This is a genomic window from Marinobacter sp. (assembly GCF_048269445.1).
Classification (GTDB): domain Bacteria; phylum Pseudomonadota; class Gammaproteobacteria; order Pseudomonadales; family Oleiphilaceae; genus Marinobacter.
Genome location: NZ_JBLXIQ010000008.1, coordinates 49,775 through 75,769 on the forward strand (window position 1 = coordinate 49,775; position 25,995 = coordinate 75,769).

Sequence of the window (25,995 nt, forward strand, 5' to 3'; positions counted from 1 at the left end):
ACCCGGCTATTGTTGTCCCGGCAGAACCTTGCCGTGCCGGCAACATGCTGCCGGCGGGCGGCTACATCTGTATCTCCACATGACCGGGGGCAACTACGTTCGCCTTTACGGTGCGAGAGGAGCTCAGATTCTCGACCATAACCTGTTCTCCTACGCCCGCGTTGGCGAGAGCTTTACCTCGGGAACGCACTGAAAATCCGCCGGTTTTGGCGGTAATGATAACATGATCCCCACGCTCTATCGCATCCGGGGCAGAGAGCATATCCGGGGTTATTAATGAGCCGGCGTTGATGGAACGCCGAACCTCCATTCCAACCGCTTGTCTGGTCTCGGTTATCGCTCCGCGCCTTGAGGCATTGATCTGTACGGACTGGTGCGTTACCAGATCGGGGGTAATCCGCTCACCGCGAGTGAGTGGGCGGGTTGCAACCAGGGCGGGCCCATGGATTGAGACGGAGGCCGTAACGAACATTCGCCAGGGGCGGTTTCCTTCGCAGGCTACCAGCAGTGAAGGGCTTGTACTCTTCCAGGGGTCGCCGCTGAACTCGACACTCAGGGGGTATTCGCACTCGGCGAGGGTGAGCCGGCTATCGATGGACCCTGGTTCAAAGGAAATCGTATAGCCTGCACCGGTCTGTTGGTTGGCAAAGTTGTCCAGGAATGCCAGGGTCGCCTGCCGGATCTGCTCGGCAGTGGTTTGGGCCAGCAACGGGCCGCTCAGGCTAGACATTAGCAGGAGTAGGGCGAAATTGGTGATGCGCATACGTATGAGTTTGTCCTATGCTGTCAATATCAGGGCAGAAAAACCCGAACAATGGCTAAGGGTTCCGGGCAAATGGCCGTTAAATTGGCTAATCCGCCGCTGAGATGACGGTTTCCCGTCGATCAGGCGATTATTCAGTAACCAGCAAGATATATGCCGGCGTACTACCGGCAAGCCAGGAGAAATTACATGGCAGGGGTATTGGACAGCGTAAACCAGCGCACGCAGCTGGTAGGGCAGAATCGCCTTGAGCTCCTTCTTTTTCGCTTGCGAGGGCGTCAGATATACGGCATCAACGTCTTCAAGGTGAAGGAGGTTTTGCAGTGCCCCAGGCTGTCATCCATTCCCAATAGCCGGAATGTCGTCAGGGGTGTTGCCCACATCCGGGGCGAGACCATTCCGATTATTGATTTGAGCATGTCCATTGGTTTGCCTGGAATACCACAGGAAGAGCTGGCGACCAGTTTTGTCATCATTACCGAGTACAACCGTAAAACCCAGGGCTTCCTGGTTACGGGTGTCGACCGGATAATGAACATGAACTGGGAAGATATACTGCCACCACCCAAGGGTGCCGGAAGGGATGTTTACCTTACCGCTGTCACCAAAATCGAAGATAAACTTGTAGAAATCATTGATGTAGAGAAGGTTCTTGCAGAAGTTTCTCCACTCGGTGAAGATGTCACCGAAGCCGTGCTGAGCAAGAGTGCCGGTCGTGTGCCCGGCCATCTGCCAGTACTGGTGGTGGATGATTCGTCCGTGGCCCGTCGTCAGATAGAACGGTGTCTGATGGCCATCGGAATGGAAGTTGTCACCAAAAATGACGGCAAACAGGCTTACGAGCATCTGAAGGAAGTGACCGCAGACGGTTCGCGGGCAAAGGATCATTTCTCTCTGATCATTTCCGATGTTGAAATGCCAGAAATGGACGGCTATACGCTGGTAACGAAGCTCAAGGGGGACCCGGCCCTTGCCGACATGTTTATCATGCTCCACACCTCACTCAGTGGGGTCTTTAATCAGGCTATGGTCAAGAAGGTCGGTGCCGACGACTTCATGGCAAAGTTCAGTCCCGACGAACTCGCCGAGCGGGTGATGGAAATCATCGACCAGGGTTGATGAGCCTGCTCAGAGATTCACTCAGAACAGAGATTCACTCAGAACAGAGATCCAATGAAAGCGGATATAACGCCACAGGAATATGAAGCCTTCAAGTCGTTCCTGCAGGACGCCTGTGGGATTTTGCTGGGAGAGAACAAGCAGTATCTGGTGAAAAGCCGGTTACGCCGGATTCTCGAGGAGAACAGCATGAACTCTCTCGGTGAACTCCTTGATCGTCTCAAACGCCCTGGCCGGGGTGGCTTGCGTGAAGTCGTTATTGACGCCATGACAACCAATGAGACCCTGTGGTTCCGCGATAACCATCCGTTCCGAATCCTTCAGGAAAAACTGCTTCCCGAATTTGCCGAGCGCAATTCCAGCCAGCCGCTTCGAATCTGGTCTGCCGCTTGTTCAACCGGTCAGGAACCTTACTCGATTGCCATGATTGTGGAAGAGTTCCGAAGGCTCCGGCCAGGGAAGTTACGTGACGTAAGGATCACGGCAACTGATATCTCCAAAAGCGTGCTTGAGGTTGCCCGTAAGGGTCAATACGAGATGATTGCCATAGGTCGCGGGTTATCACCGGAGCGACAGAAACAGTTCTTTACGCCATCCCAGAACGGTGGCTGGCAAATCAAGCCGCAGATCAAGACCATGGTGGAGTTCAAGGAACTGAACTTGCTGGAGCGCTACATGCTCGGCAAATTCGATATTGTGATGTGTCGCAACGTTCTGATTTATTTCTCGGCGGAATCGAAGAAGGACATCCTGACCCGAATGCATGCCACCCTTAATCCGGGCGGTTATCTGGTTCTTGGTGCGTCTGAATCTCTTAACGGTTTACCCCACCTTTACGAGATGGTCCAGTGCCATCCCGGCATTATTTACAGGAAAAAATGACCCATGCCCCTTAATGTCTGGGTCCTGGTTGCGGCTCAGGCGCTGGCCATGTGCACTGCGCCCTTCATTGTTTTCATCGGCAGCATCCAGGGCCGCCTGCTCGCGCCGGCGGCCGAATACGCCACCCTTCCTGTTGGCCTTGTCGTGGTAGGGACCGTTCTGGCCATCAAACCTGCCACCTGGCTGATGGAGCGGTTCGGCCGCAAACGGGTGATGCTGCTGGGCGCAACCATGGGGATTCTGGCCGGATCGCTCGGCGCCCTGGCGTCCTGGCTCGAACTGTTTTCGGTTTTGTGCCTGGCGGCGGTTGTTGGTGGTACCGGCCTGGCGGTGGTCCATCAATACCGTTTCGCAGCCATGGAATCCGTGCCTCCCGGAATGGCCGGTTCCGCCGCCGCCCGGGTGCTGCTCGGCGGGTTGGTCGCGGCCTGGCTCGGACCGGAAGTTGCCGCCTTCGGTAGCGGATCAGCCGAGCAGTACCCGTTTCTGACCAGCTGGGTTGGTCTGACGGTGGTGCAGGGCGCTGCCCTGATCATTCTCGGCGTCGGTTACCGGGCGAAGGGTGAGCTGGTAAGGGAAACCTATCCTGGCGGTGGCCGTCCCCTGCGTGAAATTCTCGCCAACCCACTGGTATGGGCCTCGATCAGCGCGGCTGCGATTGGTTATGCGGTGATGAGCTTCATTATGACGGCCACACCACTGAGCATGACAGAGATGGCGGGGCACGACCTTGATGATGCCAAACGTGTCATTCAGCTTCATATCATGGCCATGTATCTGCCTTCGCTGATCACCGGCTGGCTGGTCAGTGTTGTGGGTATACCGCTGATGATGTCGGCGGGGTTGCTGGCGTACCTCGGCTGTATTGTACTTGCGGCCAGCGGCGTCAGTTTTCACCACTACCTTTTCGCACTCTTATTGCTGGGTATTGGCTGGAATTTCCTGTTTGTCGGGGGTACGACGCTCTTGCCCCGGGGCTACCGGGATGCGGAACGCTTCCGTGTTCAGGGTCTGAACGACATCATGGTCTTTGGTTCCCAGGCCACCGCTGCGTTGTCTGCCGGCGCCGTACTGAGCTGGTTGGGCTGGGGCGGGCTGGTCATGGTCGCGGTTCCGCTCCTCATTCTGCATGGGCTGCTGATGATTGTGTGGCTGTTGCGGGAGCGGTCACCTGAAGCTGCAGTTAACGGGAGAGAATGATGCTCATAGATTTCGAAGGTTTGGACCCGAAGGATGCTTACCACATCCTGACCCAGACGGTTATTCCGCGTCCTGTGGCCTGGGTGCTGAGTGAAAACCCTGACGGCGATTACAATCTGGCGCCGTTCTCGTTTTTTACACCGATCACCAGCAATCCGCCGTTGTTGATGATTTCCGTCGGCAAAAAGCCGTCGGAGGATGTATCCAAGGATACCCGGGTCAACATCGAGGCGCGGAAACATTTCGTTGTCCATATTGCACACCGGGGCCTGGCTGCCGCGGTCACTGAATCCTCACGAACCCTGCCCCATGGCGAATCCGAATTGAAGAATCTTGACCTGGAGCTGGCGGATTTCGAGGGCGCGAGTCTGCCGCGCCTCAAGGATTGCCACGTAGCGTTCGCCTGTGAGCTCCACGACATCAAGGAGATTGGCGCCGGCCCCCAGTCGCTGGTGTTCGGGAGGGTAACCCGGGTTTGGGTATCCGATGCGGCAACCCGGTACGATGACAAGAACCGACTCACCTTTGATGGCGCTGCCATCGACCCGATTGGCCGTTTGGGTGGAAGCGAGTATGTCACCTTCGGTGAGATACTCAAGATTCCGCGGCCATCCTGAAGCAGGGGCAGGGCAAAGGGATGGAACAGCTTAACCTCCGCCATCTGTATTATTTCTGGGTGATCAGCCGGGAAGGTTCGATCGCCCGTGCCAGTGAGGTTCTCGAGTTGGCACCGCAGACCCTCAGCGGTCAGCTGGCCACGTTTGAAGCCTCCGTGGGTGGTCGTCTGTTTTCCCGGGAAAGGCGCAAGCTGATCCTGACCGATCTTGGGCGTCTGATTCTGGGGTATGCTGACGACATTTTTGCCCTCACTGGCGAGCTTGCCGAAACCCTCCGGCTTGACCCTTCCGAGCGGCCTCTGACGCTGCGCGCCGGCGTATCCGCCTCCATTCATAAGCTGATTGCCTACTACCTGCTGCAACCGGCCATGGCTGGCGAACGCTCAATCCAGCTTGAATGCCAGACGGGGCGCACCGAGGATCTGGTACTGAGCCTGAAGCGCAAGGAGCTGGATCTGGTTCTGACCGATCGCATGCCAAGAGTGCAGGAGGACGGGAACCTGACCGTACACCCCTTGTCGGGTTCGAGCATGAGTCTGTTTGCAGCGCCTGAGCTGGCGACAAAGCTGAAGAAGGGGTTTCCTGAGTCCCTCAATGGCCAGCCGCTGTTGGCTAACGCCACCGATGCGCCCTATTTCGAGCGGCTGATGAACTGGTTTTCACTCAATGGGGTGCGTATGAAACTCGTTGCCCGGGTCGACGACAGTGCCCTCATCAAAGTCTTTGGAAGCCAGGGATACGGCGTTTTTGCCGCTCCGACCACGATCCGCGACGAGGTCTGCCGACAGTACGAGGTTGAACAGATTGCCTCGATCGACGAAGTCATGGATGAGCTTTTCGCCATAACCCGCGGGCGTAAAACCGCTCACGAGGGTGTGAGGGCGATTGTCGAAGCCCACTCGGGCAACGGGCAATCCTGAATCATCGAAAAGTTCGATGGTAAAAGATCATAAATCCTTATTTTATCGAACCCTGTTCCTGTCCATTATTGAGTTGTGAGAGGCCGCAACCCAAAGAGGAGCAGCAGCTATGAAAACCATCCACAAATTCCGTCTGGAACCGGGCAAAGAGCCGACCACGCTCACGCTCAAAGAGGGTTACAGGGTGGTACGCAGCGAGTACATCGTGCCCCACAAGGCCGTATACCTCTGGGTGGAGCAGCCCCTGAGCGTCACCACCCCCACCGTGGAGCGGCAGTTCCGTGTCGCTTCCTCCGGAGAACCCGTGCCCGACAGCTTCGAGTATCTCGACACGGCGCTGGATCCGTTCGGCCCGGAAGCGTACCACGTGTTCGCCGTACCGGCCGGCGAAGAAGCACTCTTCAGCCCGATGCACGAAGGTGCAAGCAACGACTCGAACAGCAGGCACAACTGGCAACACTCTGCGATCTCTTAGCCACTGTTGGGGCCCTTCGGGGCCCTTTTTTATTGCGCCGCAACCGGTAGATGGCCGGTTTTGACCCAGATGACCGTCTCCCTGTCTACGAAAGGATGGTGCTGGCTAAGGTGGGGGCTTCGAATCCAGGTGCCCTCGGGATAGCGGCCATGCTCGTCACAGAACTCTCCTGACAGCACAAAGATCTCCTCGCCGCCGAAGTGCCGATGAGGTTGAAAGACCTCGTTGGCGGGCCACTTCACCAGAGCCACATGCTCATGCTCGAACTCGTGCAGCGGCATTACCTCAAGGCCTCCTATGCCCGGCAGCCAGGGCGTATTGCGCGTATCGATTCGCACTGCTGACTGGTCGCGCTCGTCGAACTGATGCAGCTTTACCAGTAGCGTGCAACCCTCCTTACTGAAGGGGGCGTGGCCGCTGCCTGGCGGATTGCGTAGATAGGTGCCGGCAGGGTAATCGCCGGTTTCGTCCGAAAATACACCATCCAGAACCAGGATTTCCTCGCCGAGCGGGTGTTCGTGCCGCGTGAAGGATGCCCCGGGCTCATAGCGGACCACACTGGTTGCATGGCCGCGCTCCGCTTCCTCCCGGGCCAGGGGTTTCCTGAGAACGCCTCCGGACGGGCTGGGAACCCATTCCTGCTCTGCGGTGCGAATGACGACCTTTTTTGAAAAGTCCATGTTGAGCATTGCTAACCTCAAAAACCAACGGTGACTGAAGCGGTTGTGTACGTCGGCGCTTGCGCGCCAGATGCCTTTATTTAATCAGAGCCTGAATGTTCCTGAACTGCGGGTGTTTGCAATGACGCATCCATTCAAACGCCACCATCTCTAGGGTCACGATCCTGGCTCCGCTCTCATTGAGACGGTCCAGTGCCACATCCCGGTCAAACTCGTTCCGGGAACCCGTTGCATCGGCCACCACCCAGACCTTGTATCCGGCGTCCAGAAGGCTCAGTGCCGTCTGCAACATGCAGACATGGGTTTCGCAACCACCCACCACGATGTGTTGTCGGCCTTCGGGAAGAAGGTCCACGAGCCCGTCGGGGCAGGCATCGAAATGGTGCTTTGCCAGGATTTGATCACAAAGCTCCCGAACGGACTCGACATTATGGCCGAGTTTGTCAGGCAGCTGTTCGGTAGCCACCACCGGCACGGCCATCAGGCCAGCAATGGTCGCGAGCGTGATGCAGCGGTCAACCACCTCTTCCCCGTGGCTTATAGCCGGCATCAGCTTCTCCTGAACGTCAATCAGCAGCACTATTGATTGCTCGACTTTCATCAGCATTGTTATTCTCCTCGTATCGATGCCCGCTTCGCTTGATAAAGGTACGCGTTATGGCACGCTGGTTCATTATTGCCGGCATCATACTTATTGCAGTAGGGGCTATCCTCCATTTCGCACCCGGTATCCTGAGCTGGTTCGGGAAATTGCCGGGCGATGTCCACATTCGTTCGGAAAACAGCCGGGTGTTTATACCGATTACGTCCATGATCATCATCAGCGTTGTGTTAACCATAGTCCTGAATCTGTTCAACCGGTAAGGCGAAAACAGGACGATTCCCGAAAATTTTTGACGATTTCCCCAATGGGAGTTGCCAACCGCCCGTAAAACCATTAAAGTTTGCGCCCTCAAATGAGCGACAACGTTGCTGATTTGAAACAGTTTATTGGAGAGGTGGCCGAGTGGCTGAAGGCGCACGCCTGGAAAGTGTGTATACGTTAATAGCGTATCGAGGGTTCGAATCCCTCCCTCTCCGCCAATAATGAAGCCCGGCACTTGCCGGGCTTTTTTATTGCCCTGAAGACGGGCGCGACCGAAGCCCCTAAAGCAGTTGGTTTACAGGCCTCGTCCCTGAGAGCGAGAACGTTTCAGCGCACGCTGAAATCGCTGAATTCCCCGGTTGGCGTACTCGTGGTGATATCGACAGCGTCCACCCTGGCATCCGGCGGACCTTCTGCACACCAGGTCTCCAACTGCTTCAGCCGGTCTTCCGGCCCTTCGGCGACAATCTCAACCCGGCCATTGGGCAGGTTTCGGGCATAGCCGGTCAGCCCCAGCGTGGATGCCTTTTGCTCGGCAGAGGCGCGGTAGTAAACCCCCTGCACCCTACCGGATATGAGAAGTTGCCAGCGCTTGGTGTCCATCGTTTGCCCCCGGTAGTTCTGTCGTGTCAGGCTTTATCCCAATCTACCGGTTCAGGTAGCAAAACTTCAAGGAGTGCGGTAATTGATGGCCGATACCCACCTGAAGCACAACGCCACAGGCTATGCCGATGCCCTGGTCTGCGAGGCAGAGGGTCTGACGTGTCTTGCCAGTGCGCTTGAAGAGGCCGGGGTGGTGGGCATTGGCGTCCCGAAAGTCTATCGGGTTGATGAAACCGAACTGGAAATCACCGCCATCAGAGCCTCGCGCGGGTCGGATCAGGCCCGGGAAGTGCTGGGTGAGGGCCTGGCCTGCCTACACAGGCTTTCCCAGAGTGGCTACGGCTGGAGCCGGGGCAACTACATTGGGCTGTCGCCACAACCCAATCGCTGGTGCGATAGCTGGGGCGAGTTCTTTGTGCGGGACCGCCTTGGCTTTCAGGTTTCCCGGGTACGCGACGCCAGCCAGCGGGCCCGTTTCCGGAAGGTGCTGGATGAGCATGGTAATCGGCTCATGGAATGGCTGGACACCCATTGTGGACACCCGAGCCTGCTCCACGGCGACCTCTGGAACGGCAATGTCCTGTTCGACGCGCAGGGACCCTGGCTGATTGATCCCGCCGTCTACTGCGGTGACCGGGAAGCGGATATTGCCATGACGGAAATGTTCGGATGGTTAGGCAGGCCTTTTTACGAAGCCTATGACAGGCGCTATCCACGCACACCGGTGTATGAACGCAAACGTGAGGTTTATAACCTCTACCATTACCTGAACCACTACAACCTGTTTGGTGGTGGCTATCTTGGCGGCTGCCAGGCCGGCATGGCAGCCATTGAGTCCATTGGCCGGGGGGGCTAGATCAGGCCGGCCCCGCGTAACAGGAATACCCCAAGTGTTACGGTAATGCTGGCCATCAAGGTGGTCAGGGCAATGATATTGGCAGCCAGCCGGTCGTTTCCGCCCAGGGCTTTTACCATAACGAAGCTGGCTGCGGCGGTTGGGCTGGCAAAGAACAGGAACATCAACCCCAGTTCCGGGCCCCGGAATCCCACGAGCCAAGCGCCGGCGGTACACAGCGCCGGTAGCACCACCATCTTCATAAAGCTGGAGCTGAATGCGGTCTCGCTGTCATTCCGGATGGCACTGAGGGAGACAGTGGCGCCGATGCACAGAAGTGCCAATGGCAGAGTCAGGGAGGCAAAATAGCCGCCACTGGTCATAACCCAGCCCGGTAGCGTTATTTCGAGAGCGGCAAAGGGAATGGCAATGAACACCGCGAGGATAAGCGGGTTGCGAACGATATCGTGAATGATCTTCCGCCAGTCTGTAGTCTGGCCGGGTTGATAGGCTACCAGTACGATCACGGACAGCACGTTGTAGGAAATAATCACCAGCCCGAGCAGGATTCCTCCTGCAGACAGCCCGAAATCGCCATACAGGTTGGCGGCGAGGGCCAGACCTACGATGCCACAGTTGCCGCGGAAGGCTCCCTGAACATAAACCCCCCGGTCTTCCCGGGCAACCCGCCACTGTGCCCACAGCCACGTGATAGCGAAACTCGCCAGTGTCGCGCTCAGGTAGAACAGCAGAAGTCCCGGGTTGAAGGCCGTTTCCAGGTCCGCTCGGATGATGCTCAGAAACACGAGGGTCGGCAGTGTCGCTTTGAATACCAGGGCAGAGGCGGTATTCACGAATGCATTATCAATCCATCCTATCCGGCGCAGCCCCAGCCCGATAAACACCATTGCGAAAACCGGCAGGGTGGTCTCCATGGTTTGCAGGAAAAGGTCAATCAAGGTCATGGAGCGCGGCCGTGGGGAAAACGTTCATCAAATAGAGTTAGTCCCGATTATAAACACAGAGATAGCTAGCCTGCTATGGGAATTCCACCAAGGTCCTATGTTCAAGCCGGTACTCGAAGTTACCGAATAGTTGCTAATTCCACACATTTCGGCTCTGAGAAAGCTGTATACTTCATCTAATTCACTGCCGGATGTACGGAAAAGATATGCTCCAGGGACGGGTTTCCGGTTAACTGTCTCAATGTTGTATTACAGGAGCCGCTGTTTACCTTGAAACCCGATCTCCTTCTACAGGCTCCGGAGGTAATCCAATCGCCTGCGGCCCGCCTCATGCCCAATACAGCTTTCAGTATCCAGCCTTGCGGCTGTTTGCTGGTTCTGGACAAGGATCTCACCCGAATTGTCCAGTGCAGTGCCAATACCGGTCATTTTTTGCGTGTTGCTGCTGACGAACTGCTGGATCAGAGGCCCGATAGGGCGCTTGGGAACCGGCTGGCAGGCAGGCTGCGCAGTGAATTGCGATCCAGTGGCCGGCTCAGTGGTCCACTCTCGATGCAGAAGGATATCAAGGGGCGGAAAACGCGCTTGCAGGTGAATGCCTTCCGTTCCGGCAAGGTGGTGATTGTCGAGATTGAGCCGATTACGCCACTTGGCAACCGGCGGCTCATGGGAACCGTGAACCAATGGCTTACAAAACTGGCCAGGGCAGCCACACCGGGGGCGTTGATGGACGTTCTGGTAGCGGGTGTCCGAGACATTACCCGTTTTGAGCGGTCCCTCGTGTTCCATTTCGATGACCAGGGCCATGGGGTCTGTCTGGCTGAAAATCTGGCTAAAGGACTGATGCCAGTATTGGGCCAGCGTTTTGCAGCGAGTGGCTACCCTGCGGAACAGCGGGAAAAGTTCGCCGAACAGGAAATCCGGAGTATCCCGGATCTTGATGCCGATGCTGTGCCGGTTTTCTCGTCTTCAGTCCTTCCCGCCGGTGAGGCGGGAAGGACTGATGCCAGTGGCGCAGTTTTACGGGCACCATCTCGCCGTCAGCGAAGCTTCCTTGACGATTTTAAAGCCAGGTCCCTGTTATCGATCGCCATTGCCGGCCAGACAGGCCTTTGGGGTATGGTGACCTGTATTTCCGCAACACCGACACCGCTGACGCCGACACTGCGCGATGCCGCCCGCACACTGGTTACGATGGCAACCCAGCGGCTGTTCCTGCTTAAAGCACGGATGGAGTCCCGTTTTCTTTTGCAGGTGCAGGAATCGAGAGATTACCTGGTAGAGGATGTAAAAGCCGGCCTGTCGCCTTCGGCGATGCTTGAGAAGTACGGCAACGAGTGGCTGACGTTTTTCCGGGCCGGTGGTCTGGCATGCAAGACCAAAGGCGGAATTTCCGGTTTTGGAGTAACACCGCCTCTGAAGAGTATTGCTCAGATTGCCCGGGGATTGGAGCAGCGGCATGGGCAGGGGGTCTGCGCCAGTTATCGATTGAAGGATGAACCGGTCGCGGAAGGGCTTGATCTGAATGGCTGCTGCGGACTGCTAGCGGCCCCGTTGCCTGGTGAGGATTCCGAGGGATGGCTGATGTTTTTCCGGCTTGAACACGACAAAGCCTTTTATTGGGCCGGCAGGCCGGAATCCGATGCCCTGGTCAGCTCACCGGCCAGGGAGCAGGACCTGCGCCGCACCTTCGGGACCTGGCTGGCGGAAGTCCGGGGCACCAGCGAACCCTGGAAGCCAGTGGAGTGCCAGGCTGCGGCGGATCTTGGTGAGGATATAGCACTTCTGGCATCGGCCAGTGAAATAACCCGGCTGAACGAAATGCTCAGGGAAGAACAGCAGGCCCTGGCAAAGGCCAACGAAAAACTTCGGGAGGCGGCTAGCCATGATTCTCTGACTGGTATCTGGAACCGGTACCGAACCGAGCAGGAACTTGATAAGGAGCTGGCGAAGGCGCGCAGGCACAAACTCCCGTTCTGCGTCCTGTTGTTGGACATTGACCACTTCAAAAAGGTGAATGATAGCTGGGGGCATGAGGCAGGAGACGAGCTGCTCCGGCAAGTCGCTTTTGCGGCAAGAGGCGTCCTGAGACAGGAAGATCATATTGGCCGGTGGGGCGGTGAGGAATTCGTTGTTGTGGCAACCGGTGCGTCGAGGGAAGACGGAGTGGTTCTGGCAGAGCGTATTCGTGCGGCGATCGCCGATGTCCGCATTAGCCAGATGCCGGAAGGTGTCACCGCCAGCATAGGCGTGGCTACCTGGCGCCCCGACGACAAGCGTAAGGAACTGGTGGCACGCGCAGACAAGACCATGTACGCAGCCAAATCCGGGGGCCGAAACCGGATAGAAACAGATCAGGGGCTCTGAGGAGCCCCTGATGCTGGCGCCATAAACTGGTGGCCAGGCACCTCAAGCTCCCGGGCTTTGCTGGCCAGCTCGCCAAAACCAAGTTTCTTGCCTGTCAGCGCCCAGCTCATCCGCCCCGACCATCACTAGGCTGGTGCGAATGCCCTGGCCCATTTCCGATCGGTCGTTAACGATAGTAACGGTGCCATCGGAATCTATACGGATGACCCACAAAAGGGGCATATTGTCAGTAACGTCGAGTTCATGCTGCTCGCTATTGATCGTGAGATTCGCCATTTCGTCCACTTACCGGTCGTTTCATCGTTTCCTCAAACGTAGCTGTGCGTGAGGGGAAGGCAAAAAGTGCCGTCTGAATGAAAGGTAATGAAAACCCTTGCGTCCAGGCATCAGGGCTGGGCTATAGTAGTCGCCGGAACCATGAGTACACGAGGATAAGGATGGACGCCATTAATCCCACACCCGAGCAGCTGCAGAAGGTATTGGTGGATACCCCGAAGGATCAGCCAGTGGTCATGCTGAACCTGCTTCGTTTCCGTGATCGGGCCAATTACAGGGAAGAGGCGCCGGAGCGGTCTGGCCGGGAGGCCTACAAACTGTATATGGAAGAGGCAGCTGCTTGTGTGAAATCGGTGGGTGCCGAGGTTATCTGGTCTGGCCGGACCGTTGGCGCACTGATCGCGCCTCCGGACGAATCCTGGGACCAGGTCCTTCTGGTTCGTTACCCTTCAATTGATGCCTTCATGGCCATGATTGAGAGCCCTGAATACAAGGGTGTGGTCAAGCATCGCACCGCCGCACTCAAGGATTCCCGGCTGGTAGCCAATGTTGAGTGAGGGCCGGACCCTGTCCCGCTTGGCCTAAAGCCCGGTTTGCTGGATCGCCATGTAGCTGAGGGTGCCTGCGGCAATGGAGAGCAGGGCATTCCGGCGCCATAAATGGATGATGACCACCAGAGCGCCGGGCAGCAGCGCGTCAAACCCCACCCATGCCCCTGACCAGTCCGCCGAGCGTTGTAGAAACACCGTGGCCAGCAGTGCCATCACTGCCGCCGGCAGATATCGCCCGAGATGGCGAACCAGCGGGTGCTCCGTGTGGCGCTCGAAAAACAGGAACGGGATCACCCGCGTGGCAAAGGTGGCGATCGCGGCTACCGCAATGAACGCTGCAAGATAACCCGTCTCACCCATGGTTTCCTTCCTCCTGCAGATGCTGTTTCCGCGCCCTTCTGTATACAATGAGCAGTACCCCGGTCACCAGGGCAATCGCCCCGATCAATTGGTGAGCCGGAGGTAACAGCAGCATTGCAACCCCTGCTGCCGCCGCGCCAATCCAGATCGGAAACCCCTCCCCAAGCGCCCTGAGCTGTTCCAGCGTCAGCACAATAAACAGCGCAACCAGAGCGAATTCAATACCGGTGCTGTCGAAGGCGACATTGTCGCCAAGCAAAGCGCCGAGTGCGCAGCCAACCACCCAGTAAAACTGATTGAACCCGGTGATCCTGAAGTCTACCTCCTGCTCGTGAGCGCGGTTGGCTCCCCTGGGTCGGCTGGTGAGCAAGGAGTAGGTCTCGTCGGTAAGGCCAAAGATCAGATAAAGCTTGCGCCAGCCGGCGCCGCGGAACTGCCCGAGCAGGGACAGCCCGTAGAACAGGTGGCGGGCATTGAGCACAAACATCGCTACGAAAACTTCCAGAAGCCCCGCGTTGGCGGCAAGCAGGCTGACTGCCAGTATCTGGCCGGCCCCGGCGTAGATCAGGATGCCCATTAGTGGCGCCGCCCACCAGGCGTAATCCAGCTGGGTGGTGAACAGCACCCCAAAAGCCATGCCCAGCGGAAGGTAGCCGAACATGATAGGGAGTGTGAGGCGGAAAACGGACTGATTCATTAGCATCCAAACGGTCGCAAAGCGGCGATCATAGAGAATTCACCGGGTTTTTTGAAGCCGTTCACGCTTCTACTCCTTGTGCGTGATCAATGCATGACGCCACCTCCGCCATAAAAGTGTCATAAAACCGGCATACCATCCGCGGGATAGCCCGCTGTTGGAGTTGTCATGTTTGCCACGGTAAGAACCCGGATTCTATTTTTCGCCTTTTTGTCGGTTTTCGCCCTCTCAGGGCTGGCCACCCTGTCCTGGAGCATCATCCTGAAAGCCGAGGCCGCCTCGGAAACGCTGATTCGCAATAATCTCAGCGAATCCTGGCTGCTGGCGGATCTCGAGCAGGATCATCGCCAACTTCAGGATCTGGCCTACAAGATCAAGGCCCAGCTTCTGCTGTGGGATGAAATTGAGGCGGCGTTCAGCGAACTGGAGGGATCCTTGCCTGCGCACTGGAACAAGCTGGCGACCAATGACGGCCTGAAAAATTGGGTGGAAGAGCACCGGGCCGATTATGAACGGGTCCAGGCCCTGATGGCCGGAATGAAAGCAGGCATCGGTGACAAAAGTTATTACCGGGTAGGGCATGTGGTGGATTTCGACTTGTTCCCTGCCATGGAGCCGATGCTGACCGCCATTACCGCACGCCAACGTAAAAGCCGGGATTCGGTATCCGTCGGGGCTGACGAATTACTGGCGTTTCTTTCCGGCCAGCAACTTTTTCTGATCGCCGGCTCAGTGTCTTTCCTTCTGATTGTGGTGGTCATGACATGGTGGCTCAGAAAGTCCGTCATTCTGCGCTTGCAGGGCATGGAGAGTGATCTGGTGGCGATGGAAGAGAGCGCCGATCTTACCCGTGTGCCGGTTCTTCACGGGCGAGATGAAGTTGCCGGTGTGGCGAGGGCGCTGGGCGGCCTGGTTTCGAGGTTCGAGCATTTCATCCGCGATATCCGTGCTGCAGCAGGCGGTCTCGATGAGCGTTCGGGGGTCCTGGACACCGGTGCAGAATCGCTCCAGGCGGCTTCCGAGGAAACCCGCAGGCAGATTCGCGATGTCAGTCAATCCATGGCGGCAATCGCGGATCAGGCCTCGGCCATTGAGCGGGCCACAGCTGAGTCGGCCGGCACGGTAAAAGCAGCGGTTGCTGCCAATGAGGAGGTTCAGCATCGTTTGACCACCAGCGAGGCGGCGGCGGAGCGCACCGTGGACGTAATTTCCCGCGTCTCCGGTTCTATCCATGCCCTGAACGAATCGACGGGCAAAATCGAGCAGGTGATTGGCGTAATTGCCGATATAGCCGAGCAGACCAATCTGCTGGCCCTGAATGCGGCCATTGAGGCCGCCCGGGCCGGCGAGCATGGCCGGGGCTTTGCTGTTGTGGCGGATGAAGTGCGGTCACTTTCCCACCGAACCTCGGATTCCACCCGGGATATTTCCCAATGGGTTCAGGATCTCGTGTCTGGGGTTAGCAGCGTGGACGCCTTGCTGGATGAGATGCGTGAGGCGGGCACCAGCAACCGGGAGCATCTGGTGGCGCTCAAGGCCCACCTTGCAACGCTTAAGGGCCAGTTTGTGGTTCTGGAAAGCCACAGCACGGAAATCAGTTCTGCCGTCTTGCTGCAGCGGGATGAAATGGGTCGTGTCGGTCGCCGGTCTGGCGCACTGGATGAAAGTGCCGACTTCCTGATCCGGAGCGTGGAACAGACCAGGACCATCAGCGAGGCTTTAAGGCAGGAATCGGCGTCGATGCGACAATTGATTTCGCGGTTCAGAACCGCAGGAGACAACGCCTGAAGGATTCATGCTCTGGCCCGCCTGTTCTGTCGGGCTTCTACCTCACTGCTATTATCCTTACTATGGTGGTCTCACAGGAGGTAGTATGACAGACAGCAGCGAACACCAGCCCCAGCCGGATCCCAGAGAGGAAAAGTTCACCGTTGACACTGAGTTGCTATCGGAAGATCAGCTTTTGGGCCTGGTTGAGGAGTATTGCACCCGATACCACGGGTTGAACGATACCGAGAATCCGATGGAAGAAAGGAGTCGCGTGGTGGCAGCAGTGCGGCGTGGCGATCTGGTGGTCTGGTTTGACCCTGTGGAGAATACGGCAGGTCTGGGTGTGCCCGCTTAGGCGGCATGTCTATCAGGGTATTTGGATTTTCACCTACCCGGGGCTTGAACTAAACGTTACAATCGCGCTGTTTTCTCGAAAGCCGTTTGCGAGGTGTATTTTGATCAGGGTACTGGTTGTTGATGACCATGAGCTGGTGAGATCCGGTATAAGCCGGATGCTGGCTGATAACCCGGACATTGAGGTCATCGGGCAGGCGTCATCTGGAGAGGGCGCCATTGATTTTGTGCGTCAGCAACGTCCGGATATTGTCCTGATGGACATCCGTATGCCTGGAATCGGGGGCCTTGAAGCTACCCGTCGCATTCTCCGGATTGACGATTCCATTCGCGTGATCGTAGTGACCGCTTGTGCGGATGACCCATACCCGGCCAGGGTGATGCAAAGCGGCGCCACGGCGTACATAACCAAAGGCGCGGACATCAAGGAAATGGTCCGTGCCATTCGCATGGCGCATACGGGCCAGCGCTACATCAGCCCGGAAATTGCCCAGAAAATGGCGTTGAAACAACTGGGCGGCGACCGGGATGAAGACGGTGAGCTGTCAATGTTTGAGCGGCTCTCCGAACGCGAAATGCAGATTGCCATGATGGTTGTGGACTGCCAGAAGGTGCAGGACATCTCCGACAAGCTGTGCCTGAGCCCAAAAACGGTCAACAGCTATCGCTACCGAATTTTCGAGAAACTGGAAATTTCCAGTGATGTTGAATTGGCCCTGATGGCAGTGCGGCTCGGGTTGCTTGATGCCGACAAGGTCTGACCCTGAGAGCGACAACATCGGGGAGTTTGACAGCAAGAGCTTCCTGAAACAGCTTACGGAGCGGCCCGGCGTCTACAGAATGTATGACGAAGGCGGCTCCGTGCTGTATGTCGGTAAGGCCCGCAATCTGAAAAAACGGGTCGGCAGCTACTTCCGAAAGACCGGCCTGGCCCCGAAAACCGAAGCGCTGGTTGCCAAGATTGCCTCAATCGAGGTCACCATCACCGGCAGTGAAACCGAGGCGCTGTTACTCGAACAAAACCTGATCAAATCGTTACGGCCTCCGTACAACATCCTGCTTCGGGACGACAAATCCTACCCCTATATTTACCTTTCCTCCCACAGCGACTATCCGTCTCTAACGTTTCGCCGGGGGCGCACCAAAAAAGGCGGTGGCACCTGGTTCGGTCCGTTTCCAAGCTCCGGCGCGGTCAAGGAAAGTCTTAATATACTGCAGAAAGTATTCCGTATAAGGTCCTGTAGTGAAAGCTATTTTCGAAACAGAACCCGGCCCTGCCTGCAGTACCAGATTAACCGGTGTACCGCCCCCTGTGTCGGCTTTATTACGCCAGAGGAATACCAGCAGGACATTCGCCATGCGGCGATGTTCCTGGAGGGAAAGAACCCGGTCATCATCCATGATCTGATGAATGCCATGGAGTCCGCCTCCAAAAACCTCGAATTCGAGAAGGCAGCTGCTTATCGGGATCAGATCAACCATTTGCGCCATGTTCAGGAACAGCAATCCGTAGACGGAGAAGGCGGGGATGCGGATGTGGTTGCCATCGCCCAGGATGCCGGTGTTGTCTGTATCGTGGTGATTATCGTTCGTGGCGGACGGGTGCTGGGCACCAAGGACTACTTTCCGAGGTATTCCATCGAACAGACGGAAGGCGAACTGCTCAGTGCCTTCCTCGGACAGTACTATTTCGGTGGTAATACCCGTCGAGAGATTCCCCGGGACATTCTGGTGCCTGTAGAGGTGGAGGGGCAGGAGCTTCTGGCCCAGGCGCTCACCGAGTCCGCAAACCGCGAAACGCGCATCCGGGGCAATGTCCGGGGGGAACGCCGCCGCTGGCTTGAACTGGCCATGACCAATGCCCGCCAGACCCTGCTCACGCACCTGGCCAGCAAGGAGACTGTGTATCGGCGATTGCTGGCCCTGCGGGATTTGCTGGAGCTGGCGGAAACGCCTTCGCGCATGGAGTGTTTCGACATCAGCCACAGTCATGGGGAAAATACCGTCGCATCCTGCGTGGTTTTCGATGAGAATGGCCCCGTGAAGAGCGATTATCGCCTTTATAACATTGAGGGTATTACCGCAGGCGACGATTACGCCGCCATGCGCCAGGTGTTGAGCCGGCGCTACAAGCGGATGGTGGCCGGAGAGGGCAAGCGTCCGGATCTGGTGTTTATTGATGGCGGCAAGGGGCAGCTGAACATTGCCCGGGAAGTGTTTGACGAGCTGGAAATCTCGGATATTCCGTTGATCGGTGTGGCCAAGGGTGTAACCCGCCGGGCCGGGATGGAGCAGTTGATTGATGCGATGACCGGCGACGTTTTCCGGGTTCCTGCGGATTCTCCCGCGCTGCATCTTATTCAGCACATCCGGGATGAATCCCATCGCTTCGCGATCACCGGGCACCGAGCGCGGCGGGATAAAAAGCGCCGGCAGTCTACACTGGAGGGTATCGAAGGTGTGGGACCGAAAAAACGCCGCGACCTGATACGGTATTTCGGTGGAATACAGGAACTCCGCAAAGCCGGGATTGATGAGATGACCAAGGTGTCGGGCATCAGCAAATCACTGGCAGAAACCATCTACGCAGCATTGCATGACGAGTAAGGACAGCATGAATTTACCTAATATCCTCACACTCTCCCGCATCATCATGATCCCGGTGTTCGTGGTGATCTTCTACTTGCCAGTGGAGTGGAGCTATCTCGTGAGTGCGGCCATTTTCGGGCTTGCAGCGGCCACAGACTGGCTGGACGGATACCTGGCGCGAAAACTCGACCAGAGCACCCCGTTTGGTGCGTTCCTTGATCCTGTCGCCGACAAGCTGATGGTGGCCGTGGCTCTGGCGGTGCTGATCGAGGAGCATTCGGCGATTCTGTTGACCATTCCGGCGACGGTAATCATTGGGCGGGAAATCGTCATTTCCGCCCTGCGCGAGTGGATGGCGGAAATTGGCAGTCGTGCCAGCGTGGCGGTCTCCTACATCGGCAAGATCAAGACCACGGCCCAGATGGCTGCCATTGTGGGGTTGCTGGCGTTCCCGCCGGGGGTATTCTGGTCCAATATTGCTGTGGTGCTGCTCTATGTCGCAGCCATCCTTACCCTTTGGTCCATGGGGCTTTACCTCAGGGCTGCCTGGGCTGACCTCTTTCCGGGTGAGACGGAAGGTCGCACGCCTTAGCCCATTCAATCACGCTGCTGGCAAGCTTGCCACCAGCAGCGCTGAATCCCTCAATGATCTCCTCAATTCCGGTGCCTGGGACAGGTTCCACGATCCTGAAATTGTTTGAGCACACGCTGGCCCGGGAGCGGTTGTGGATCAGTTGCATGTGCAGTGCAATCACGATCTGTGGCGCACTTTCAGGGTTCTCGGCATGAAAGGCGGTGAGTTCGCTGACCAATGTAAGCTCCGCGTCGGCGGGACTGGTATCGCTGATCACGCCGGCAAAGGCGTTGCTGTTTCTGAGTGCTTCCACCAGTGAGTCACGAATCACCACTGGCACGGTGTCTCGCCAACGAACGTTGTCATAGGCCCGGAACTCCCAGGGTGTTGGCTTGGCCAGTATCCTCGTACTGTTGAAAGGTTCCGATGCGTAGGGTGTGTCAACCCGCAGAGAGAGGGGGGACTCCTGAACGGCCTGATGCGTGGTTGCAGGTAACGCCAGATCCATTACCCGGGGCGGCTCCGGGTTCGGAAAAACCGTACAGCCACTGACCACGAAAATGCCGAGCAGGAGCGTCAGATTACCGATAACCGCTAACTTCACTTCGACAACTCCTTCATGGTGTCTGAGCCGAACAAAAGGCCCGTGGGATCCTTTTCCAGGCGCTGGCTGAACTGATTAAGGTTCCGGAGCGTTGCCCTGAGTTCCCGCAGTGCTGGTGCCAGCTCACCCATGCCCTGAAGCCCTGAGTCCATGGCACCCTGATTGGCAAGGGTCAGTTGGTCGATTCGGGCAATCGTGGTGTAAATGATGGCCAGGGTTTTATCCATGGATTCCAGCACCCGGCGACCGTCTTTGTTAAGTAACTCACTCGCGTCATCAGACACCTGGGAAACCTTGATCGCAGCCTCTTCGGCCCTGCGCCCGGCCGAGTCGAACTGATCCAGCATGGCAGATAGCTGTACGCGGCGGGAGAGCAGGGCATCGGTTGCGTCTCGGGTGTTCTGCAGGATGGCGGAAAGATTCTCGATGTTGTCACCTGACAGCAATCTGTTGGTGCTGGTGAGTAGTTGATCAGCCTTCGCGAGAAGCTGTTCGCTGTTGGCCAGAATACTGTTGAACGCCGAGGGCTCTGCGATGATCACTGGCGGGTTATCCCGGTCGCCTTCCAGCGTGGGTTGATCGGGGCTGCCGCCAATGAACTGAACATTCATGCTGCCGGTGATATTCGCCAACACCAACCCTGCCTTGGTGTTTTTCCGGATAGGTATGGTCTGGTCCACGCGGACCAATACCCGTACCTGGCCAGGGTTTTCCTGGTCCAGCTTCATTTCCAGTACATCACCAATCTGCACGCCACTGTATAAAACCGGATTACCTTCCGCCAGACCGCTGACAGCATGGTCGAAGACAATTTCATAATAGGCCCAGTCCCGATCCGCCGAGGACTTTGCCAGCCACAGGGAAAAAACCAGTGCCGCCGCGAAAGCCAGAATGGTGAACAGGCCAATGATCAGGTGATGGGCTTTTGGCTCCATGAAAACTACTCCTGACTCAGTATTGGCGAATGGACCCTTGAGGCGTAGCTCGCAGCACGGCCACGGGGACCGTTAAAGTAATCCTGTATCCATTCGTCATCCGTGGCTGCCACGGCCTCCAGAGTATCAGCTACGAGGACCCGTCGCTGTGACAGTACCGCAACCCGGTCGCAGGTTGTATACAGGGTATCGAGGTCGTGGGTGACCAGGAACACGGTAAGCCCCAACGCATCCCGAAGGGTAACAATAAGCCGGTCAAATGCGGCAGCGCCAATGGGATCGAGCCCGGCAGTGGGCTCATCCAGGAACAGTATCTCCGGATCAAGGGCAAGAGCCCGTGCCAGGCTCGCCCGTTTGACCATGCCGCCGGAAAGTTCGGCCGGGTATCTAAGGGCAGCCTCCGGCAACAGCCCGGTAAGTGCCAGTTTCATCCGTGCCAGCTGCTCGGCCTCCGGCCGTTTCAGGCCCGCGTGCTCGATCAGAGGCACGGCAATATTCTCCTGCAGGTTCAGTGAGGTGAACAGGGCGCCTCCCTGAAACAGCACGCCAAACCGTTGCTCGATTCTGGAGCGGGCACGCGCTGAAAGCTGGATAAGGTCTTCGCCAAACACCCGGATATGGCCAGAGGCGGGCGTATTGAGCCCGACAATGCTTCTCAGCAGCACCGTTTTGCCGGTGCCCGAGCCGCCAACCACCCCGAGAATCTCACCCTTCAGCAGGTCAAGGTCCAGATTTTCATGCACGGTTTGCTCACCAAACCGGTTGCACAGCTCACGCACTTCGATAACAGGCTCTGCCGACATAATTACCAACCCATTTCCATAAAGAATAGCGCAGCAATGGAATCCAGCAGAATGACCATAAATATGGACTGGACCACGCTGGAGGTTGTGTGTTCACCAACGGATTGTGCGCTGCCGGCGACTTTGAATCCCTCGAGGCATCCGATAACCGCAATCAGGAAGGCAAAAATCGGAGCCTTAACCATGCCCACAAAGAAGTGCTGCAATGGAATGTCGCGCTCAACAATGGCCATGAACAGGGTGGGTGAGATGTCCAGCACCAGGGCGCACACCATAGCGCCACCGATCATGCCCGAAATCATCCCGACAAAGGAGAGAATCGGCAGGCTGACCATCATGGCCATAACCCGAGGCAGCACAAGCAGTTCAATGGGGTTGAGCCCCAGTGTCCGGATCGCGTCCAGCTCTTCATTCACCTTCATTGCGCCGATGTGTGCCGTAAAAGCACTGGCGGTTCGGCCAGCCATGAGTATGGCCGCAAGCAGTACCCCAAACTCCCGAAGGAACGCAAAGGCCACCAGGTTGACCGTGTAAATAGTTGCGCCGAAGTTGTCCAGGACCGTGGCACCGAGGAAGGCAACCACCGCACCGACCAGAAAGGTCAGTAACGCAACGATGGGCAGTGCATTCAATCCGGTGTCATGAACCGATGCGACAAACGACGTCATGCGCCAGCGCCAGGGCTTGGGCAGATTCAGGGCCAGCGTGGCGAGGGTCTGGCCGATAAAGCCAACAAGAATCCAGAGCAAGCGGCAGATGCTTTCCACTTTCTGCCCGGTACCCATAACGAAGCTTTCGAGCACCGAAGGCGTCGATGGTGCCGGTTTGGGTTGGTTCTCCATGGCACGACAGACCGCCTCGATCAGGGCGGACTTCTCGTCTGGCAATGCTTCCGACTTTAAGGCTGCCTCCAGTAACCGTTGCGGGCCGATCAGGGTTGCAAGCAGGGAAGCTCCGGCCGTATCAATGCGTCTCAGACCAGAGAGGTCTATTTGACGCCTGCTCACCCCGGATTTTGCCTTCGGTGGGGCTATGGATTTCAGTTGCCGATAGTTGCTCAGCAACCAGTCACCGGTGACCCTCAAGGTGCCAGCCTCCAGGGACACGGATCCCGGAACGGGTGAGCCCGATGGCGAATCAGTCTGCTCGGAGTGTCGGGGGCTGGGCACGTTATGTCGAATCCATGGGTGATTTAACTGGCCAGTCACCAGCTTAGAGACTCGATTGACAGTCTGCCAGTCCCGCAGGTGCCTGTTTATCCTGAGAAGCTCAGATTGGCCAAACTTTGCTCACAAAGCCCGTTAAAACAGAAACTTGATAAAAAAGTATTGACGCCCGACCGGTAATCCGTAGAATACGCAGCCGTTGATGAGGCAACGCTTCAAAGACGAAGAGCGGGAATAGCTCAGTTGGTAGAGCACAACCTTGCCAAGGTTGGGGTCGCGAGTTCGAATCTCGTTTCCCGCTCCATTTCCAAGTCTCTCAATGCCTCCTGAGAGCAAAAGCCAGATCAGGGCTTACCCGGCGCGGTGGCAGAGTGGTTATGCAGCGGACTGCAACTCCGTGTACGCCGGTTCGATTCCGACCCGCGCCTCCATTTTTACCCTTTAAAATCAACAAATTACTTCATCCCCATTTAGTTGATTTTCTCACCCAAAAAATATCCAAATTAAACCCAAAGTATTTTTTCGGGTTTAGGTCGCATGCCCGGTTGGTAACCAACGATGAATTCCAATTGGTGCGGCGTTTCCGGGTTTGAGGTGACGATACCTGAGCATGGCTCTTCGACGGTACTTGTCATAAGCCTTGCCAATAATCCGAGGTATCTGCTCGTCTCGAGTTCTTTGGGGCCATCCTCGGTGAGCAGCAGGTATGCAGAGCGTTGGGTCCGCATCGGCACCGAGGACTGCCTCTACGGTGTCGTCATGTTCAAACAGCTGAGACAAGAATTTAAGAATATTCAGCGCGTGGCGGGGTGTCCCTCCGTTATTTTCAAGATAATGTTCATCAAGCAGTTCACTCAGATAACATTTAGTGATCTTTATGGCTGTGTTGATTCGAATGGCCTCGCGAGCAGCCTTGTCAGGCCCGTAACCCAGTGTGGCGAAATTATGAATCCTGCTTGCCAGACAAAGTGGGGGTGAGAGAAAGCGCACAGTTTCACCGCCAATCACAAATCCATCCCAGAATGCCTCAATATGTTTCTGGGGCACTCCCTGTACGCTCTCCATGAAATCAATCTTGTATGGTTCATCTTCCTCTGGCAGATTGAGAAGGACTATGGCGCTTTGAGGCGTGTTGTCACCGAACTTCGGGTAAGTGGCCTTGCCTACCCAGCGCTCGGCGCAAGCTTCGATAGCTTGTTTGTCCCTGGCATAAAGATCCAGGTCCATGCTAGCAATAGCGATTGCTTCATCTTCGCTGAACTCGAGGGGGCTTGGTCGTGTCTGGGCATATTTCATGGACCAAAACATAAGTGCTTGTCCGCCCACGACAAAGACCAGATCCCGTGCACTGTCTGGAATTCGGCAAAGCAGGTCATTGATAAGAGAATATTGTTCTACAACTGAAGGCTGTTGGTCTTGGATGACCTGAAACGATGGTGGGAATGTTTGGTCGGGAGGAGGATTAGCCTCTGACACGAGCTCTTACAGGCGCAGGAGCAGCACCTTTAAGTAAGTCAGACATAGCTCTGCCATAAGCAGGATCTTTATAGTCACGCATGCGGGCAGATTCTTTTTCCGCCTCACGACGGCCAAAGAGATCATCAGATTTCAGGACAGCATGCTGCGACATAAGGCTAACCAAGTTCGCTAAATAGTGACAAAATTGTGCGCATATTTTGACCGTTTGTCAAACTGATAGAAAAGATTTGGAAACCTGGGTCTGATGTCGAAACTGGCTGAAAACACGGGCAAAGTTTAGGGAGTTTTTTGTTCCCGCTCAAATCTGATCGTTGTTCTCGCCCGCTTGGGCGGTTTGATCAACCGATAATGATTACGCATGGCCTGCGTTTCATGTCCGCCTTTGTCGTTTTCTCCTTGGCTCAGGAATTCTTCGGTCAGTCCTTTCTTACGGAGGTCTCTGAGGTGGTACATGCCTCCATAGCCTGCTGTCTTGCAGGCATCTCGCCAGGCGGCCTGCATCGTTCTGTGTTTTACTTGTTGGGCTCTGGAGCGTTTATCGAAGTAGCGTGGGTATACTAGGAGGTATTCGCTTATGATTGCCTCCTTCCGCTTGAACTCCACAAACCACTTCCACAGATCGGCAAGATCCTCGTTCATCTCGAGTTCGATGCCGATTTTAGTTTTGTGGCGAGCAAAGCGGATCACTCCGTAGGCGAAATAGTCCCCGCGATCGATGGGTTTGTCATAGAGCTCACCTTGGCTTTCCTTCAAATTGAAAACGTCAATTGGCTGCTGACTCATCATGTAAATGAGATCGCAAATCTTCGCACGCCACGTGCCGTCCATATCTCGCTTGTTATGACGATGGACGCACAGGTGTTCAGTTATCTTCCGGTAGGCCTCATCAGGGATGAGAACTTGGCGTTTTTCTTCGGCGGCTTTACGTATATCGATCATCGGATTTCGGTCAATGAGACCTTCCTGAACCGCATGGAGGAACACCCGGTTCAACGTGTTTTTGAGACCGTTGTAATGGGTCGGCATCGGCAGCCATGGGGAAAGCAGTTTGCGAATCTTGCGAAGGATTTGCGGATCAGAAAGCGGGAATTTGGCATCGTCGCTCTGCTCCAATTGCCGGGCATCGCTCGCGTAATCAACACGGGTTGGTTTAGCGATAGGGGCGCCTTTATTCGGTCCTCGTAGGGATAGGACTCGGCACTCCGACCAAACTATGCTCTTGCCCTTTATTTGATGACCGAGGACCTCCGTTCTCCATTTCTTCAGGTAGTCCTGGAGCAGGATGTGATCCCCCTTGCTTGCTGGTATCGAGAGGCTATCCAATTTTTCAGCCAGGGCGTTGGTTTTCCGTTCTTGGACTTCGGCCTCCCACCTATGGTTAAGCATTGACCACAGTCGGATCGCTTTATTCCTGTCCCTGGTGTCCAGGGTGCCGCGTTTTTTCGTAATGGGATGGATAACGAAGTAGACACCGTCCTCGCTCTGATAGAGGCCAGGGTATCTGTGCAGCGATGAGTGTTTTTCAGAGCGGTATCTTGGTGCCATG

General features: G+C 56.4%; 28 protein-coding genes, 3 tRNA genes and 1 pseudogene. 18 read left to right on the forward strand and 14 right to left on the reverse strand.

The window, feature by feature from the left end; genetic code table 11:
- Positions 1–61: 61 nt before the first annotated feature.
- The gene (flgA, locus tag ACN0XM_RS16330) at positions 62–763 is read right to left on the reverse strand and encodes a flagellar basal body P-ring formation chaperone FlgA (RefSeq protein ID WP_417568002.1); all 702 of its coding nucleotides are present in this window, start codon (positions 761–763) and stop codon (positions 62–64) included.
- A gap of 189 nt (positions 764–952) precedes the next feature.
- Here flgA and ACN0XM_RS16335 point away from each other — a divergent pair, with 189 nt between their 5' ends.
- The 6 genes from ACN0XM_RS16335 (at position 953) to ACN0XM_RS16360 (ending at position 5,976) form a co-directional block, all read left to right on the forward strand.
- A complete protein-coding gene (locus tag ACN0XM_RS16335; protein ID WP_417568003.1) occupies positions 953–1,882 on the forward strand; it encodes a chemotaxis protein CheV in 930 nt (309 codons plus the stop codon).
- A 54-nt stretch (positions 1,883–1,936) separates the two neighbouring features.
- Positions 1,937–2,764, forward strand: a complete 828-nt coding sequence (locus ACN0XM_RS16340) for a CheR family methyltransferase (protein ID WP_417568004.1) — start codon at positions 1,937–1,939, stop codon at positions 2,762–2,764.
- Between the two features lie 3 nt (positions 2,765–2,767).
- Complete coding sequence (locus tag ACN0XM_RS16345) at positions 2,768–3,964, forward strand: MFS transporter (RefSeq protein WP_417568005.1); 1,197 nt, start codon at positions 2,768–2,770, stop codon at positions 3,962–3,964.
- Positions 3,961–4,581 (forward strand): flavin reductase family protein, encoded by a 621-nt coding sequence (locus ACN0XM_RS16350; protein WP_417568006.1) that lies wholly within the window; start codon positions 3,961–3,963, stop codon positions 4,579–4,581. Before ACN0XM_RS16345 ends, ACN0XM_RS16350 begins: the two co-directional genes overlap by 4 nt.
- Before the next feature lie 20 nt (positions 4,582–4,601).
- The gene (locus ACN0XM_RS16355; protein ID WP_417568007.1) at positions 4,602–5,501 is read left to right on the forward strand and encodes a LysR family transcriptional regulator; all 900 of its coding nucleotides are present in this window, start codon (positions 4,602–4,604) and stop codon (positions 5,499–5,501) included.
- 109 nt (positions 5,502–5,610) lie between these two features.
- Positions 5,611–5,976, forward strand: a complete 366-nt coding sequence (locus tag ACN0XM_RS16360) for a hypothetical protein (protein ID WP_417568008.1) — start codon at positions 5,611–5,613, stop codon at positions 5,974–5,976.
- 29 nt (positions 5,977–6,005) lie between these two features.
- Here ACN0XM_RS16360 and ACN0XM_RS16365 read toward each other — a convergent pair whose 3' ends face one another.
- Positions 6,006–6,665, reverse strand: coding sequence for a cupin domain-containing protein (locus ACN0XM_RS16365; protein WP_417568009.1), 660 nt, complete (start codon positions 6,663–6,665; stop codon positions 6,006–6,008).
- Positions 6,666–6,732: 67 nt separating this feature from the next.
- Positions 6,733–7,263: an isochorismatase family protein gene (locus ACN0XM_RS16370; protein WP_417568010.1), complete on the reverse strand. Its 531-nt coding sequence runs from the start codon at positions 7,261–7,263 to the stop codon at positions 6,733–6,735.
- Positions 7,264–7,313: 50 nt separating this feature from the next.
- On the opposite strand from ACN0XM_RS16370, the gene ACN0XM_RS16375 reads away from it, so the two are divergent.
- A complete protein-coding gene (locus ACN0XM_RS16375; RefSeq protein WP_417568011.1) occupies positions 7,314–7,520 on the forward strand; it encodes a DUF2905 domain-containing protein in 207 nt (68 codons plus the stop codon).
- Positions 7,521–7,648: 128 nt separating this feature from the next.
- Positions 7,649–7,739, forward strand: a tRNA-Ser gene (locus ACN0XM_RS16380).
- A 109-nt stretch (positions 7,740–7,848) separates the two neighbouring features.
- Here the strand turns inward: ACN0XM_RS16380 and ACN0XM_RS16385 are convergent.
- The gene (locus tag ACN0XM_RS16385; protein ID WP_417568012.1) at positions 7,849–8,124 is read right to left on the reverse strand and encodes an acylphosphatase; all 276 of its coding nucleotides are present in this window, start codon (positions 8,122–8,124) and stop codon (positions 7,849–7,851) included.
- A gap of 85 nt (positions 8,125–8,209) precedes the next feature.
- Between ACN0XM_RS16385 and ACN0XM_RS16390 the strand changes: the two genes are divergently transcribed.
- Positions 8,210–8,980 (forward strand): fructosamine kinase family protein, encoded by a 771-nt coding sequence (locus tag ACN0XM_RS16390; RefSeq protein ID WP_417568013.1) that lies wholly within the window; start codon positions 8,210–8,212, stop codon positions 8,978–8,980.
- Here ACN0XM_RS16390 and ACN0XM_RS16395 read toward each other — a convergent pair.
- The gene (locus tag ACN0XM_RS16395) at positions 8,977–9,924 is read right to left on the reverse strand and encodes an AEC family transporter (RefSeq protein ID WP_417568015.1); all 948 of its coding nucleotides are present in this window, start codon (positions 9,922–9,924) and stop codon (positions 8,977–8,979) included. The two genes, ACN0XM_RS16390 and ACN0XM_RS16395, sit on opposite strands and share 4 nt — an antisense overlap.
- A 270-nt stretch (positions 9,925–10,194) precedes the next feature.
- Between ACN0XM_RS16395 and ACN0XM_RS16400 the strand changes: the two genes are divergently transcribed.
- On the forward strand, positions 10,195–12,291 hold the full coding sequence (locus tag ACN0XM_RS16400; protein ID WP_417568016.1) for a diguanylate cyclase: 2,097 nt from the start codon (positions 10,195–10,197) through the stop codon (positions 12,289–12,291).
- 48 nt (positions 12,292–12,339) lie between these two features.
- On the opposite strand, the pseudogene ACN0XM_RS16405 reads toward ACN0XM_RS16400, so the two are convergent.
- Positions 12,340–12,519: pseudogene (locus ACN0XM_RS16405) on the reverse strand (molybdopterin cofactor-binding domain-containing protein); the annotation flags it as partial.
- Between the two features lie 209 nt (positions 12,520–12,728).
- Here ACN0XM_RS16405 and ACN0XM_RS16410 point away from each other — a divergent pair.
- The gene (locus ACN0XM_RS16410) at positions 12,729–13,124 is read left to right on the forward strand and encodes a DUF1330 domain-containing protein (protein ID WP_417568017.1); all 396 of its coding nucleotides are present in this window, start codon (positions 12,729–12,731) and stop codon (positions 13,122–13,124) included.
- A 24-nt stretch (positions 13,125–13,148) separates the two neighbouring features.
- On the opposite strand, the gene ACN0XM_RS16415 is transcribed toward ACN0XM_RS16410, so the two are convergent.
- Positions 13,149–13,478, reverse strand: coding sequence for a branched-chain amino acid transporter permease (locus ACN0XM_RS16415; protein WP_417568018.1), 330 nt, complete (start codon positions 13,476–13,478; stop codon positions 13,149–13,151).
- Positions 13,471–14,175 (reverse strand): AzlC family ABC transporter permease, encoded by a 705-nt coding sequence (locus tag ACN0XM_RS16420; protein ID WP_417568019.1) that lies wholly within the window; start codon positions 14,173–14,175, stop codon positions 13,471–13,473. Before ACN0XM_RS16420 ends, ACN0XM_RS16415 begins: the two co-directional genes overlap by 8 nt.
- 168 nt (positions 14,176–14,343) lie before the next feature.
- Between ACN0XM_RS16420 and ACN0XM_RS16425 the strand changes: the two genes are divergently transcribed.
- The 5 genes from ACN0XM_RS16425 (at position 14,344) to pgsA (ending at position 19,480) form a co-directional block, all read left to right on the forward strand.
- Entirely contained in the window at positions 14,344–15,963 is a 1,620-nt protein-coding gene (locus ACN0XM_RS16425; protein ID WP_417568020.1) for a methyl-accepting chemotaxis protein, read from the forward strand.
- Between the two features lie 85 nt (positions 15,964–16,048).
- Positions 16,049–16,300 carry a hypothetical protein gene (locus ACN0XM_RS16430; RefSeq protein WP_417568021.1) on the forward strand — a complete coding sequence of 84 codons (252 nt, stop codon included), beginning with the start codon at positions 16,049–16,051 and terminating at the stop codon, positions 16,298–16,300.
- A gap of 100 nt (positions 16,301–16,400) precedes the next feature.
- The gene (gene uvrY / locus ACN0XM_RS16435) at positions 16,401–17,060 is read left to right on the forward strand and encodes a UvrY/SirA/GacA family response regulator transcription factor (protein WP_417568022.1); all 660 of its coding nucleotides are present in this window, start codon (positions 16,401–16,403) and stop codon (positions 17,058–17,060) included.
- Entirely contained in the window at positions 17,044–18,906 is a 1,863-nt protein-coding gene (gene uvrC, locus ACN0XM_RS16440) for an excinuclease ABC subunit UvrC (RefSeq protein ID WP_417568023.1), read from the forward strand. The genes uvrY and uvrC overlap by 17 nt, the downstream gene beginning before the upstream one ends.
- 7 nt (positions 18,907–18,913) lie before the next feature.
- Positions 18,914–19,480, forward strand: coding sequence for a CDP-diacylglycerol--glycerol-3-phosphate 3-phosphatidyltransferase (pgsA, locus tag ACN0XM_RS16445; protein ID WP_417568024.1), 567 nt, complete (start codon positions 18,914–18,916; stop codon positions 19,478–19,480).
- On the opposite strand, the gene ACN0XM_RS16450 is transcribed toward pgsA, so the two are convergent.
- Genes ACN0XM_RS16450 through ACN0XM_RS16465 form a run of 4 tightly spaced genes read right to left on the reverse strand, consistent with a single transcriptional unit; the run spans position 19,425 to position 22,973 of the window.
- Positions 19,425–20,066, reverse strand: a complete 642-nt coding sequence (locus ACN0XM_RS16450; RefSeq protein WP_417568025.1) for an ABC-type transport auxiliary lipoprotein family protein — start codon at positions 20,064–20,066, stop codon at positions 19,425–19,427. The two genes, pgsA and ACN0XM_RS16450, sit on opposite strands and share 56 nt — an antisense overlap.
- Complete coding sequence (locus tag ACN0XM_RS16455; RefSeq protein WP_417568026.1) at positions 20,063–21,001, reverse strand: MlaD family protein; 939 nt, start codon at positions 20,999–21,001, stop codon at positions 20,063–20,065. The genes ACN0XM_RS16450 and ACN0XM_RS16455 overlap by 4 nt, the downstream gene beginning before the upstream one ends.
- Before the next feature lie 5 nt (positions 21,002–21,006).
- Positions 21,007–21,804, reverse strand: coding sequence for an ABC transporter ATP-binding protein (locus ACN0XM_RS16460; RefSeq protein ID WP_417568027.1), 798 nt, complete (start codon positions 21,802–21,804; stop codon positions 21,007–21,009).
- Positions 21,805–21,806: 2 nt separating this feature from the next.
- On the reverse strand, positions 21,807–22,973 hold the full coding sequence (locus ACN0XM_RS16465; RefSeq protein WP_417568028.1) for an MlaE family lipid ABC transporter permease subunit: 1,167 nt from the start codon (positions 22,971–22,973) through the stop codon (positions 21,807–21,809).
- 225 nt (positions 22,974–23,198) lie between these two features.
- Between ACN0XM_RS16465 and ACN0XM_RS16470 the strand changes: the two genes are divergently transcribed.
- Both ACN0XM_RS16470 and ACN0XM_RS16475 read left to right on the forward strand, forming a co-directional pair.
- A tRNA-Gly gene (locus ACN0XM_RS16470) sits at positions 23,199–23,274 on the forward strand.
- Positions 23,275–23,327: 53 nt separating this feature from the next.
- Positions 23,328–23,401 (forward strand) — tRNA-Cys (locus ACN0XM_RS16475).
- 97 nt (positions 23,402–23,498) lie between these two features.
- On the opposite strand, the gene ACN0XM_RS16480 is transcribed toward ACN0XM_RS16475, so the two are convergent.
- Together ACN0XM_RS16480 and ACN0XM_RS16485 are read right to left on the reverse strand one after the other, a co-directional pair.
- Positions 23,499–24,446, reverse strand: coding sequence for a hypothetical protein (locus ACN0XM_RS16480; RefSeq protein WP_417568029.1), 948 nt, complete (start codon positions 24,444–24,446; stop codon positions 23,499–23,501).
- Positions 24,447–24,725: 279 nt separating this feature from the next.
- Positions 24,726–25,994: a hypothetical protein gene (locus ACN0XM_RS16485; protein ID WP_417568030.1), complete on the reverse strand. Its 1,269-nt coding sequence runs from the start codon at positions 25,992–25,994 to the stop codon at positions 24,726–24,728.
- Position 25,995: the final 1 nt, after the last annotated feature.

Bases quoted from the DNA above. Each gene is read 5' to 3' on its own strand.
- flgA (WP_417568002.1), bottom strand. From the start codon at position 763: ATGCGCATCACCAATTTCGCCCTACTCCTGCTAATGTCTAGCCTGAGC.
- ACN0XM_RS16335 (WP_417568003.1), top strand. From the start codon at position 953: ATGGCAGGGGTATTGGACAGCGTAAACCAGCGCACGCAGCTGGTAGGG.
- ACN0XM_RS16340 (WP_417568004.1), top strand. From the start codon at position 1,937: ATGAAAGCGGATATAACGCCACAGGAATATGAAGCCTTCAAGTCGTTC.
- ACN0XM_RS16345 (WP_417568005.1), top strand. From the start codon at position 2,768: ATGCCCCTTAATGTCTGGGTCCTGGTTGCGGCTCAGGCGCTGGCCATG.
- ACN0XM_RS16350 (WP_417568006.1), top strand. From the start codon at position 3,961: ATGATGCTCATAGATTTCGAAGGTTTGGACCCGAAGGATGCTTACCAC.
- ACN0XM_RS16355 (WP_417568007.1), top strand. From the start codon at position 4,602: ATGGAACAGCTTAACCTCCGCCATCTGTATTATTTCTGGGTGATCAGC.
- ACN0XM_RS16360 (WP_417568008.1), top strand. From the start codon at position 5,611: ATGAAAACCATCCACAAATTCCGTCTGGAACCGGGCAAAGAGCCGACC.
- ACN0XM_RS16365 (WP_417568009.1), bottom strand. From the start codon at position 6,665: ATGCTCAACATGGACTTTTCAAAAAAGGTCGTCATTCGCACCGCAGAG.
- ACN0XM_RS16370 (WP_417568010.1), bottom strand. From the start codon at position 7,263: ATGCTGATGAAAGTCGAGCAATCAATAGTGCTGCTGATTGACGTTCAG.
- ACN0XM_RS16375 (WP_417568011.1), top strand. From the start codon at position 7,314: ATGGCACGCTGGTTCATTATTGCCGGCATCATACTTATTGCAGTAGGG.
- ACN0XM_RS16385 (WP_417568012.1), bottom strand. From the start codon at position 8,124: ATGGACACCAAGCGCTGGCAACTTCTCATATCCGGTAGGGTGCAGGGG.
- ACN0XM_RS16390 (WP_417568013.1), top strand. From the start codon at position 8,210: ATGGCCGATACCCACCTGAAGCACAACGCCACAGGCTATGCCGATGCC.
- ACN0XM_RS16395 (WP_417568015.1), bottom strand. From the start codon at position 9,924: ATGACCTTGATTGACCTTTTCCTGCAAACCATGGAGACCACCCTGCCG.
- ACN0XM_RS16410 (WP_417568017.1), top strand. From the start codon at position 12,729: ATGGACGCCATTAATCCCACACCCGAGCAGCTGCAGAAGGTATTGGTG.
- ACN0XM_RS16415 (WP_417568018.1), bottom strand. From the start codon at position 13,478: ATGGGTGAGACGGGTTATCTTGCAGCGTTCATTGCGGTAGCCGCGATC.
- ACN0XM_RS16420 (WP_417568019.1), bottom strand. From the start codon at position 14,175: ATGAATCAGTCCGTTTTCCGCCTCACACTCCCTATCATGTTCGGCTAC.
- ACN0XM_RS16425 (WP_417568020.1), top strand. From the start codon at position 14,344: ATGTTTGCCACGGTAAGAACCCGGATTCTATTTTTCGCCTTTTTGTCG.
- ACN0XM_RS16430 (WP_417568021.1), top strand. From the start codon at position 16,049: ATGACAGACAGCAGCGAACACCAGCCCCAGCCGGATCCCAGAGAGGAA.
- uvrC (WP_417568023.1), top strand. From the start codon at position 17,044: ATGCCGACAAGGTCTGACCCTGAGAGCGACAACATCGGGGAGTTTGAC.
- pgsA (WP_417568024.1), top strand. From the start codon at position 18,914: ATGAATTTACCTAATATCCTCACACTCTCCCGCATCATCATGATCCCG.
- ACN0XM_RS16455 (WP_417568026.1), bottom strand. From the start codon at position 21,001: ATGGAGCCAAAAGCCCATCACCTGATCATTGGCCTGTTCACCATTCTG.
- ACN0XM_RS16460 (WP_417568027.1), bottom strand. From the start codon at position 21,804: ATGTCGGCAGAGCCTGTTATCGAAGTGCGTGAGCTGTGCAACCGGTTT.
- ACN0XM_RS16485 (WP_417568030.1), bottom strand. From the start codon at position 25,994: ATGGCACCAAGATACCGCTCTGAAAAACACTCATCGCTGCACAGATAC.